11 protein-coding genes and 3 pseudogenes are annotated in these 11,011 nt (G+C 58.9%); 11 read left to right on the top strand and 3 right to left on the bottom strand.

Translation table 11 applies throughout. The features are described from left to right. The 4 genes from BCA01S_RS33970 to BCA01S_RS33955 all read left to right on the top strand — a co-directional run. The coding region (locus tag BCA01S_RS33970) for a DDE-type integrase/transposase/recombinase (protein WP_027780653.1) at positions 1-248 on the top strand (248 nt) is incomplete at its 5' end. Between the two features lie 475 nt (positions 249-723). After that, positions 724-1,287, top strand: a complete 564-nt coding sequence (locus BCA01S_RS33965) for a hypothetical protein (RefSeq protein WP_027780652.1) — start codon at positions 724-726, stop codon at positions 1,285-1,287. Beyond that, on the top strand, positions 1,284-3,035 hold the full coding sequence (locus BCA01S_RS33960) for a CotH kinase family protein (protein ID WP_027780651.1): 1,752 nt from the start codon (positions 1,284-1,286) through the stop codon (positions 3,033-3,035). Before BCA01S_RS33965 ends, BCA01S_RS33960 begins: the two co-directional genes overlap by 4 nt. Further along, positions 3,032-3,922 carry a hypothetical protein gene (locus BCA01S_RS33955; protein WP_027780650.1) on the top strand — a complete coding sequence of 297 codons (891 nt, stop codon included), beginning with the start codon at positions 3,032-3,034 and terminating at the stop codon, positions 3,920-3,922. The genes BCA01S_RS33960 and BCA01S_RS33955 overlap by 4 nt, the downstream gene beginning before the upstream one ends. Before the next feature lie 847 nt (positions 3,923-4,769). Here the strand turns inward: BCA01S_RS33955 and BCA01S_RS38365 are convergent. Both BCA01S_RS38365 and BCA01S_RS39730 read right to left on the bottom strand, forming a co-directional pair. Continuing rightward, positions 4,770-4,980: pseudogene (locus tag BCA01S_RS38365) on the bottom strand (transposase); the annotation flags it as partial. Positions 4,981-5,208: 228 nt separating this feature from the next. Further along, positions 5,209-5,292 (bottom strand): annotated as a pseudogene (locus tag BCA01S_RS39730) (IS66-like element accessory protein TnpA); the annotation flags it as partial. A gap of 164 nt (positions 5,293-5,456) precedes the next feature. Between BCA01S_RS39730 and BCA01S_RS33945 the strand changes: the two are divergent. Continuing rightward, complete coding sequence (locus tag BCA01S_RS33945) at positions 5,457-6,176, top strand: IS6 family transposase (RefSeq protein WP_027780649.1); 720 nt, start codon at positions 5,457-5,459, stop codon at positions 6,174-6,176. 175 nt (positions 6,177-6,351) lie between these two features. Here BCA01S_RS33945 and BCA01S_RS38355 read toward each other — a convergent pair whose 3' ends face one another. Beyond that, complete coding sequence (locus BCA01S_RS38355) at positions 6,352-6,447, bottom strand: acyl-CoA dehydrogenase family protein (RefSeq protein ID WP_255218499.1); 96 nt, start codon at positions 6,445-6,447, stop codon at positions 6,352-6,354. 96 nt (positions 6,448-6,543) lie between these two features. Here BCA01S_RS38355 and BCA01S_RS39725 point away from each other — a divergent pair, with 96 nt between their 5' ends. The 6 genes and pseudogenes from BCA01S_RS39725 (at position 6,544) to BCA01S_RS33915 (ending at position 10,914) form a co-directional block, all read left to right on the top strand. Beyond that, the gene (locus tag BCA01S_RS39725; protein WP_425176922.1) at positions 6,544-6,888 is read left to right on the top strand and encodes a DDE-type integrase/transposase/recombinase; all 345 of its coding nucleotides are present in this window, start codon (positions 6,544-6,546) and stop codon (positions 6,886-6,888) included. A 266-nt stretch (positions 6,889-7,154) separates the two neighbouring features. Then, positions 7,155-9,206 (top strand): hypothetical protein, encoded by a 2,052-nt coding sequence (locus BCA01S_RS38350; RefSeq protein WP_156955203.1) that lies wholly within the window; start codon positions 7,155-7,157, stop codon positions 9,204-9,206. A gap of 49 nt (positions 9,207-9,255) precedes the next feature. Continuing rightward, on the top strand, positions 9,256-9,714 hold the full coding sequence (locus BCA01S_RS33930) for an Xre family toxin-antitoxin system antitoxin (RefSeq protein ID WP_042320462.1): 459 nt from the start codon (positions 9,256-9,258) through the stop codon (positions 9,712-9,714). After that, positions 9,714-10,193, top strand: a pseudogene (locus tag BCA01S_RS36320) (RES family NAD+ phosphorylase). The gene BCA01S_RS33930 and the pseudogene BCA01S_RS36320 overlap by 1 nt, the downstream one beginning before the upstream one ends. Before the next feature lie 140 nt (positions 10,194-10,333). Further along, a complete protein-coding gene (locus BCA01S_RS33920) occupies positions 10,334-10,618 on the top strand; it encodes a CopG family ribbon-helix-helix protein (protein ID WP_027780645.1) in 285 nt (94 codons plus the stop codon). Then, a complete protein-coding gene (locus BCA01S_RS33915; protein WP_027780644.1) occupies positions 10,606-10,914 on the top strand; it encodes a type II toxin-antitoxin system RelE/ParE family toxin in 309 nt (102 codons plus the stop codon). Before BCA01S_RS33920 ends, BCA01S_RS33915 begins: the two co-directional genes overlap by 13 nt. Positions 10,915-11,011: the final 97 nt, after the last annotated feature.

The following is an 11,011-nucleotide window of genomic DNA, read 5'->3' as shown; positions in this document are numbered from 1 at the left end:
CGCTACCCAGGCGAACGAAATTGCGATCCTCGAAGTACCTGAATAACCTCATTGAGCAGGATCACCGCCACATCAAATCGCGGGTGAACGTGATGCTCGGGTTCAAGCGGTTCCATAGCGCCGCCGTTACCCTCTCCGGCATCGAACTGATGCATCGCATTCGCAAAGGCCAGTTTGATCTCACCAGCATGCATCTCAAAGATACCACTTCGCCCTCGATTTGGATGGCGGTTCTTTCAGGTCGTTGAGGTCTCCGAAACATGGGCGGTTTCTCGCCCGCCTATTCAGTTTGCACCACAGCCGTTCAGCGTCGCCTTACGCTACGTTACGGAGACGACGGGATGCTGACGGACACGCTATTGTTCCAGAGTCGGCTGCTCCACTCGTGTGTTGACTAGAGAAGATCATCGTCGACGCGAGCTTCGACGGAAGCAAAGTATCAACGCTGTTCGCAGGTGGCGGCATGTTCGTTCCATACCCCGTCGCCAGCGTAAATTTCTAACCTGCAGCATTGAAGCGATTACTAAAGAGAACCAGGCTTTTAGGGCGTGGTGGTTGGGGTCCGTTCCGATTCCGGTTATTGGCATTACGGATGAACGCGGGAGATAAAAAACTCCTGCAACTTCATATCCGAGCGACTACTGTAAATGCAGCGATCATGCATGAGAATTAGAGGCCATTTCCACGCTTCACTTCGTGCCAACGCATTTTAGCGGGAGTGCCATGAGCCTTGCCTTCTGGATCACGCGTCCCGAACGTTCGCCCGGCCCTCGTCGTGACGAACGCCCATGTCAGCGAAGGTCGCAACTGCTGCGCTCGCATGGCGGGCTGCTCGCGTTGCTGCTGCCCGTCTCGGCGATGGCCGACACTGCGTTGGCCACGAATGCGGGTGGCTCCCCGGCGGGTGCTGCGAGCCAAGATCAGCGTTCGCTGGAGCCACTCAACCTAACCATCAACGCAGGGCTTACCTACGACGACAATGTGAGTCGCGCGCGCGATTCCGTTGACAAGCTCTCGGACGAGTCATTGGCCGGGACGGTGAACAAGGTGTTTCTCGTGCCGCTTGGCACGTCGTGGCAAGTACTGCTGAGTGGATTTGCCGGTGCGGAAGGGTTTCGTACCTATACAAGACTCTCGCGGGTCTTCGCCGGCTTGCTCGGTGAGCTCCGCTACCGCTATTCGAACGCCTTCTATAGTCCGACGCTTGCTACGTTCGCCCGTTTTCAGGGTGACGATTACGGCTCGTCATCGAAGGCACCGCGGGCGACGCACCGGAGGAGAGCATGAACAAGGCGGCCTTCCTGGCACGGTTCAAGGACCGGGCCGTCGTGATCGGCGATCTCCCGGTCGGCACTGCGCGCGAGCTCGCCGAACAAGTAAACCGCACGCAGGGGCCGAGCGATGGCGTCCTCACCAGAAAGGCCGAGCTGTCGGCCTTGTTCGATCTCTTGCGCAATCAGGCTGGCGCGCCGGGCGACGATCTGCCGCTGGTCGACGGCGCGGGCCGCTCGACCGCGGCCGGTGACGCCATCACGCACTACGAGGCGGCGGCGCTCGACAAGCCGCACGTTTTCTCGGAGCCGATGTACCTCGTGCACGTCACCGGCTGGCCGCACGATCGTTTCACGCCGGAAAAGCCGATGACGGCGCCGCAGGGCGCACGTTTATCCGTCTGGCGCACTGATCCGCACGACGCCCGCCATATTCCACCTCCGGGCAGCGGCGGCGTGCTGTTCTCCACCGCTTCGTTCTCGCTGATGAACAGCGGCAATCGCACGCTGCGTGCGCCGAAGCGGTCCTGGAAGGTCGAGATGGAGTCCGATGACCCGGGCCACGACGCTCTGCTCGGCATGCACCGCTTCAACCTAAAGGCGATGTACAACGACCCGTCGCAGATGCGCGAGGCACTGGCGTGGGGCTTGTTCGCCCGCGCCGGCGTGCCCGCGTCTCAGCACACCTACGCGAAGCTCGGGTTCGACGACTTCTACTTCGGTCTCTTTTCGCTCATTGAGCAAGTCGACAAGCCGTTCCTACAAGACCACTTCGGTGCCAACCACAAGGGCAACCTCTACAAGGCGTACTGTGGCGACATCGGCTGCGCGACGCTGGAGCAGCGTATCGGGGAGGGCGGTGATGATAGCGGGCGGCAGTATGCGGGCAAAGATCCCGACAACCTCACGTATCGTCTGAAGGGCAACAGCGACGATCCGGCGGCGAACACCTTCGACGATCTCGCTCAGTTCGTGCGGGTGATCAACGGCGTCGGCCTGCCGGGCGGCGACAAACGATTCGACACCGACGCATTCCGCAAATCGGTAGAAGGAATCTTCAATGTGCGCGCGTTCCTGCGCTGGGCTGCCGTGAACCTGCTCATCGGAAGCTGGGACAACTACTTCGCCACGCCCGCCAACTACTACCTCTACAATTCGGGCCTCGACGGCAAGGCAGATGGCTTCATGGACAAGCCGTATTTCACCTTCATTCCCTGGGACTACGACAACAGCTTCGGCATCGACTACTTCGACACTGAGTGGCAGTACACCGACATCCTCGACTGGCCGTCCAACACGGCGCGCTACTGCGCGAAGGGCGGCCATCCCGACGCCCGCTCGCGCATTCCGCTCGTCCAGAATCTGGTCTCCAACACCGAGTTTCGCAGCTACTACCTCGACGCCATCGAGCAACTGCTGGCCACCGAGTTCACGCCCGACGCGATCGACGCCCGCATGCGCGGAAGCGCAGGTGCGCCGCTATGGCCGCGTGTCGCGCAGGCCGCCTACCTCGAATCCACGACGCCCGATGGTCCGCCGTTCACCGGGCGGCAGTTCACGAACCACGAGGTCTATCTGGCCGCCGATCAGCAATATGAGTTGCGACACGGTGATACCCATGTGGCGGGCATCATCCACTACGTGCGGATGCGGTTCGACAGCGCGAAGGCGCAAGTCGCCAAGCTGAGGGCGGCAGGATCGGCGAGGGGAGGCAGCGGCCCGACGTTCCCGGCCGTCATGGAACCACTTCCGCCCGCACCATGACCAGCGTACACCGCTCTACCGAACCCCTTGAACTCATCGTCGAGGCGAAGGTTGCCGATCTGCTCGACCGTCCTGATGGCGACGATGTTCGCGCATCGTCGCTGGAACCTAGCGGCGTGTGCGTCCACGACGGCGCCTGCTATCTGATCTTCGACGACTCCTCGGCGATCGCCCGCATTGAGGACTGGTCCGGACGCTCGCTGCGCAACCGGATGCTCGACGCGAGCGTGGGCGGCCATGCGCAGGACCGGGAGGACATCGCGTTCGATCCGGTCAGCGGCCACTTCTTCGTGCTCGTCGAAGCCGTGCGGCATCACGGTCAGCTTCTTTCGGAAGTGCTCGAGTACGCGCCCCACGGCACTCCGCTCGGCCGGGCGTTTCTGGACCTGATTCTCGAAACGCAGAACAAGGGCCTCGAAGGGCTCAGTTGCCTTGTGCGCGACGGCGAGCCGTTTCTCCTCGGCCTGTGCGAGGGAAATCACTGCCGTGGGGGTGCGGAGGGGCGACGTCCGGGCGGAGGGCGGATTCACATCTTCCAGCGGGGGCCGCATCACTGGACACACGTGGATGTGATCCGGCTGCCGAAGGACGTCCATTTTGTCGACTACGCGAGCGTGGCCGTCTCGGGCGATCGCATCGCCGTGGTGTCGCAGTCGTCCTCGGCACTCTGGATTGGGAAGCTTGCGGCGAAGGGGTTCGCCGTGGAGGACGGCGGGACGATTTATCGGTTCCCGCGCGATGCTCAGGATCGGGTCGTGTACGGCAACGTGGAGGGCGTATCGTGGCTGAGCGACGACCGACTCGTAATGGTGTCCGACAAGGCGGAGAAGAACAGCCCGGCGTGGGCGAAGGAGCGGTCGCTTCACGTGTTCGCACTGCCGGCGTGATGCAAAGGCTGACATGACGGACACGCACGGCGCTAACAAGCTTTTCGCCGCGACGGTTCGCGTACCTCCGCGTGTAGTTATTGAAGTTCGCCATTTCTGCTAGTGGGTGCACTAATTCTGCTAGTTCCGCTGGTGCTGCGGCACCATCCGATGCACGATCGTTCTCGAGTTCGATAACAAGTGTTTGACGTTTGCCAGCTTGGGGATCCTGGACTTCGCTGCTGGCGCCTGTGAAACTGCATGACCTCAGCCCGCTTCACCGCACTCCCATCGCTCAGCCTTTTTAACGGCTCCCACGATTCGCGCTTTAACGGACATCAGCAGCTGAATCTACGGACTTCAGCACCAGTCGAACAGGATCGCGTCACGGTGATACGGAGACGCGAAACCACATCGACGCCCGTGAAGCCGCATTTGCGGCGATCCCGTCGCGCGTACGACCCGGTTCAAATCGACGTATTTCGCATGAGTTGCCGCGGCTAGGCCGTCATCCAGGCGATGAGCGATGATCGGCCTCTTCGCGACGGGCGCTCACATAGTTTAGCGCCGTCGCCTGGCCAACCAAAACCGTGCCTATGGCCTGGGAGCGAGTCGTAACCGGACGACCGGGCCGTCGTGGGGAGGTGCTGCATTCTTGACGATGGCGGGTTTCATTGCGCAACCAGCGAGCGGGGCCACCGCAACTGGCATGTGGCGATTGTCGTTGTGTGCATCAAGTGTGCCGATTGATTCTCTTCGCGTCCCCTTACCAGGACAACAGCTCAAGGAGCGCCGGCGCGCCAAATTCAACCAGTTGTGCGTTCGAGTGCGAAAAATACCCGCTCCAGAACTGCTTCAGATCCATCAAGCAATAACCTAGGTTCAACATGCGGACCCATGAGGTCCGGGTCAGTCGATGGACGACCCATCGGCCTGTAGAACGGTGCAAGGTGCTGGCGTAGATCTTGTAGATCAAGGAAGGGGTCGATGCCTCTCAACAGGTGCGATTGCGGGACGTGGTTGTCGAGGTTGAACGAGTAGAAGAGCTTGTCCTGTCCGCTTTTCAGTTGCCCCATCATGACGTACCTGGCCCGACGCGTCGAACTCGACTCGCAGACCCCACCATCGGGCGTAGCGGTCAGTGCCGATGGTACAGAATGCGGCTTCGCAACATCATCGATAACCGTCACGCGCAACGACAGTGTTTGCGTTCCCTGCTGCGATACAGGCGCCGCGTTTGCTTGCACCGCCGGCAAACCATAAGCACCCTGGAGATATTGACGGCGCCACTTGAACAGCAGATTGGGGTTGATGTCGCTCTGGCGGGCGACCAACGCAGCCGACGCACCGGCTTCGAAGGACTGCTCTGCCAGTTGTCGCTTGAACTCCATCGGGAAGTTCGGCCGCTTGTACGGCCCGCTGTTGCCACGCCCATTCAATACGTCGTCCACTTTGGTGCCCGCAATGTGATTTGGTTGGCACCAAGTCAGCCAGGTTGTGGTGCAAATCGGATGCGTCGATCTGTTACGCTCGATTTTTTGATGGGCGCGAGCCGATGCGTAAGCTGAGAGACATCGACAGATTGTTCAAGGGGCGCCACCTTGATCGCGAAGTTATTGTCCTCTGTGTGCGTTGGTACCTGCGTTACAAGCTTAGCTTTCGAGATCTCGCTGAAATGATGGTCGAGCGCGGTCTGTCGGTGGCCCACACGACGATCATGCGCTGGGTCAAGCGATTCACCCCGGAGTTCGTCGAACGCTGGAACCGCTTTGCGGCACCTGCGGGTCGCTCGTGGCGCGTCGATGAGACCTATCTGAAGATTCGCGGCAGATGGATCTATCTGTACCGGGCGGTGGATCGGGCTAGCCAGACGGTGGACTTCGTGCTCAGGGCGAGGCGCGACGTGGCTGCGGCCAAGGCTTTCTTCAGCAAGGCCATCAGGCATCAGGGCCAGTCGCCGGAGACCATCACGCTCGATGGCTATGCGGCCTCGCACCGCGCGGTGAGAGAGATGAAGGCCGATGGTCTTCTGCCTGAAGACACGAAGGTCAGAACCTCGAAGTACCTGAACAACCTGATCGAACAGGACCATCGGAACATCAAGTCCAGAACAAACGTGATGCTCGGCTTCAAACGGTTCAGGAGTGCCGCGATCACGATTTCAGGCATCGAGTTGATGCATCGTATTCGCAAGGGCCAGTTCGCCCTCTGTGCTCTCGGGCTCAAGGATACCGCTGCACCATCTGTCTGGAGTGCCGTCCTGCTCAATAAATAAGACTTCCTTAGTTATTGAGCAGATCTCGGATCTGCCACCTATTTGCACCAGATCCCTTCATCGAAACGCGAAGTTTCGTCGAATACAATTGCGCGATCGGGTACGTTAATCCTTTTGGGCGCCCGGTAGGTTGTCGACTTCCACCTCCATCGCGAATGGTTTCATTCTCGACTGCTCACACTGGTCGATGCGCGGCCGCGATCGTTCTTTGGATTTCCGAGGTCCCCTCGACGATCTCCAGCACCTTGGCGTCGCCGAACGCGCGTGACACGAGACCTCGCTGCCCGCGGCATTGCCGTCAATCACAAGCGGACTGCTCGAGTGATGCGCCCAGTATGACCTCGGCGCAATACGTCGTCGCCGGTTCGTGCGCACCGCGGACAGTCGACACAATTGCCCCGTCTTCTTAAATCTGTATCGAAACAGCATCCCGCACTCGCCGGACAGGGTCTGGGTTGCGGACATCACCTACGTGGCGCTAGCGTCGGGCGTTGCGTTTCTTGCGGCCATACTCGATGCGTGCAGCCGCATGGTCGTCGGATACGCGATCGGTCGACATATCTATACTGAACTGACGCTTGCCGCTAGAAGTCCGCTTAGCCCCGTGTTTACAAGCCTCTGCCGGCTTAAGTCGATAGGATTGGGAAAGCATGATGTCGTTTTCATCAGACATCTACACGGTCAACGTCAGACGGTTTGGGCAAAAAGGTAGGATGAGACTTGAAATCGAACCGCTGCGAACTATCATGGTTCTACGCACCCGTTGGACAATATTCACAAAATTCCATTCCTGCCCGACCCGTGCTCCCCGTTGTTTTCTGCGGACGGTAGACAGTCCAAAATTTCACGCGTTGTCTCGCTACATTGGCCGGACGAATTTCGTGTACCGGCCTGATTGCAGTCGTTCACCTTTTTGCTAGCACACAGTGGGGTCGTCACCGGCAGCGTCGTCGACGCCGGATAGAAGCGGAGGCAGACATGAACGTGAGACACTCCATCAAAGCCTTGTCGTGGCTGAAAGTTTTGTTGATGTCATTTCTCGTTGTTGCTGTCGTCGACTCTACTGCAGAACAGTTGAAACGTGTCTTTGAGTTGGGTTCGCCGGGAGCGGCACTCGGACAGCCAAACACGGTTCAGGTTGCCGCTGAGCTTGTGAACACGAGTGGAAAAGATGTAATCGACGTCAGGATAGATACGATCCATCTCAACGCTGCCGCCCTGCTAAGTCCGCTTCCACTGCGCATTGGCAATATAAGAGCCGGGAGAGGCGCAATCGTTGAGGCCAGTTTCAGCCGTGGTCAATTGATTGCAGGAAAAGAGTACGCCCTCATTGTGCGCGGCACTTACGAATTACAAAAAAAGGACAATGAGGAAGACAGCGCGAGTGTACGAAATAGTCCGTTCTCTCGTGATATGCGCGCGCATGAAGAGAAACACGAACTTAAGGATAAAGACAAGCACCACGAAGCGGAACGGCGCGACTTTTCCGTGAAGCAGGTCATTGTTTTGCCACCTGATGCTCCGGGCCAGGCCAACGTAGGAACCATTCAGATTCCAAGTTCTACCGTAAAGGGCGGGAGGTTTCCCCATCAGCCGCCTCATTTCGATAACGACGTCAATCAGGCAGCGCCTCCCGTACCGACGACACCGTTTGTATCGGGCGTGCCAACACCCACCAGTACAGGGGCAATGCCTGCTCCTTTTGGCGATCCACCAGCGATTACGTTCAAAGCAAACAACGGGTTGAATGCGACGTCCGCCGGCGTCAACTGCAGCGGCGATTCCGCCGCGGTTTGCGCCGAGCCGAGCGGTGCATCCGGCGGGGGAGTTGTCTTCGCCACAGCAAACTGGCTCGCTGCTTACTCGACCGACGGTGGCAATACGTTTACTCAATTGGATCCAACGAAGATATTTCCCAACGACGCGGTCGGATTTTGCTGTGATCAGATTGTCCAGTACGTGCCGAGCATCGACCGGTTCGTGTGGCTGCTTCAGGGCACCGGTTACCGGCTGGCGATGGCAAGTCCCGCAGACATCAAAGGCAGCGGTGGTACGGCCTGGACCTATTGGAACCTGACACCGCAGCTCTTTGGTCAGCCCGCCGGCACCGGCTTCGACTATCCCGATCTGTCCGTAGGGAACAACTCGCTGTATATCAGTTGGGACGCGGGTGACGGCAATGGTTGTCCCACCGGCTGCACCACCGGATTTCAGGTCGTTCGAACGTCCTTGACTGGAATTCAGGCAGGAGGGACCATCACGCTCGATTTCACTAATCCTTCGAACGGGCCTCAGTCGATTACATGGGGTGATCACATCACACAGAACACAGGTGGGGAAGTGTTCTGGGCGGGTCACAACGGCAACGCCACATTGCGGGTTTTCTCATTGGCAGAAGGCTCGAACACGTATTTCTGGCGAGATGTCGGCATTTCCAGCTGGGCGAACAACGCGCCAACCTCTACGACACCGGATGGCAGAGACTGGCTCGCGAAGAACTTCAATGGTCCGAACGGAAACTCCTTCCCGAGAAACGGCATCATCGGCGCAACGCGTTCAGGAAATCAGATATGGTTTGCGTGGACCGCAGGGACTGGCAATAACTTCAGTCAGCCTCACGTGGAAATGGTGGCGCTCGACCGGAGCAATAATTTCAATAAGATCCAGCAGGTGCAAATCTGGAATAACAGCTACGCATTCGGTTATCCGGCGTTGTCGACGAACTTTTGTACCGGGGAAATCGGGATTTCATTTGAGTACGGCGGCAACGGCAACTACGAGAATCATGTGGTCGGTTTCTGGGGAGATTACGTTGCATACATCACGACCGGTAGCGATGTGGGTACGGACCGATACGGTGACTACGTAACTATTCGGCAGGCGCCACTGACAGATTCGGACCCGGGCAACCTGTTCACCGCGTTTGGCTTCGGCATAAATAAGGTTGCACCTCCCGGAAGCGGTAGCAACACGGATGTTCACTATATCCTTTTCGGGCGGCCGGCTTCGTCGTGCCAGCGCATCGGATAGGACAGCGGCCGATGGGATTCTGCCATTTTGGTGTAAAAATCAATGACAAATGGCAGAAGGTAAACTCGTGAATCTTATCGGAAGGGTGTCAGCCGACTCACTGCTCGAAGGCCGCACTGTCTTCCCACGCGCGCCCCGGTCGGGTCTTGAGTGGGTGGACGTGGTCCGCCATGGGATTTCGTCCCAGGCGCTCGACGCGATGCTCAGATCGATCGGATTATCGCAAGCGGAGTTGGCGCAGGCACTCGATATTCCTGAGCGGACTCTGGCACGTCGCAAGCGCGAAGGTGTCTTGAGTCGTGAAGAGTCAGCAAAGCTGCTGCGGCTTGCGCGCGTGGTCGCGCGCGCCGCGGAGGTTTTCGAGGCTCTTGACCCGGCACTCGCGTGGCTTAAGACTCCGATCGCTGCGCTGGAGGGCGCGACGCCCCTCAGCCTCGTGGATACTGACATTGGCGCCGATAGTGTGATGGACACGCTGGGGCGCATCGAGCATGGCGTCTTTGCGTGATGCTCACCGTGTGGCGGGTGGTCACCCAGCGGTATGCGGATACCGCTTTCTCGGGAGAGGGCGCACGACTCTACGGTGGCAGGTGGAATCCCAAAGGCGTCGCGATGGTGTACACGGCGTAAACGCAATCGCTGGCGCTTCTGGAGATGCTGGTCCAGGATTCGCCGTTGCGTGCGCATTATGTGATGATTCCAGCCAGATTCCCCGAAACTATCGTGGAACGGATCGATCCAGCCAGTTTGCCTGCCGACTGGCGGGACATTTCCGCGCGCGCTGAACTGCAGCAGGTCGGGACGACGTGGTCGCAGAGGCGCACCACTGCCGTGCTGGCCGTTCCCAGTGCAGTAGTTCGTGCTGAAGCCAGCTATTTGCTCAATTCCGATCATCCCGATTTTGCTCATGTTGAAATCGGGGCGCGTGAGGAGTGGCTGACCGATATGCGGTTGCTGCGGCGCGCTGCGCGAGCGGCAGGTGTGTGAGGACCAACGGGCTGAAGAGTAGCCAAGTTCGCGATTTGACGTTTTCACTGTAGTTTACCCGCTTGGGTTCGGATGACTGCATGCACTCGCAAACTTGAGAGGGTATGATGTAGCACAGATGTGACACACGAGAGGTCTCTATGTCTACCACGACGCTCCGCCTTCCGCCCGAACTCCGCGACCGGATCTCAAGACTTGCTGAAGAATCGGGAACTACAGCCCACAGCTTCATGCTGGAGGCGATTGCCGAGAGGGTCGCCAGCGAAGAACTGCGTCGGGAGTTCCTCACTGAAGGTAACGATCGCCTCGCAAACATGCTGGAGAACGGCCTCGGGATTGAGTGGGCCGACATGCGCGACTATCTGGGCCAGCGGGCCGCAGGGCGCGATCCGGAAACACCAAAGGTCAAGCGATGGCGCGAATAGTTCTGGCGCCTGAAGTTCGCGATGATTTTGACCGGATCTTTAACTTCCTGTTTGAACACAATCCCGCGAGCGCCGCAAAACACATTGACGATATTGTTCGCGCGCTAGACATCCTTCAGACGAGTCCTCAAATTGGACGGCCTGTGAGTCGCCCCGGCGCTGTGCGCGAGCTGGTCATTTCGAATGGAGCGCATGGGTATCTTGCGCTGTATCGTTTTGTGGCTGAGCTGGACGTTGTACTGGTGGCCGCCATTCGCAGCCAGAGGGAGTTGCGGTATCGGCGTCCCGGCAATTGAACAACAGGGACACCTGTGGCGCCGGAAGACAGCTCGTTCCATGTGGCTGCCTGTGTGAGCCGGCCACCTATCCGGTTGATTTGACATAACATAATTT

The organism is Paraburkholderia caledonica NBRC 102488, assembly GCF_000685095.1.
GTDB classification, from domain to species: Bacteria; Pseudomonadota; Gammaproteobacteria; order Burkholderiales; family Burkholderiaceae; genus Paraburkholderia; species Paraburkholderia caledonica.
This window is presented reverse-complemented; position numbering and strand designations above follow the sequence as displayed.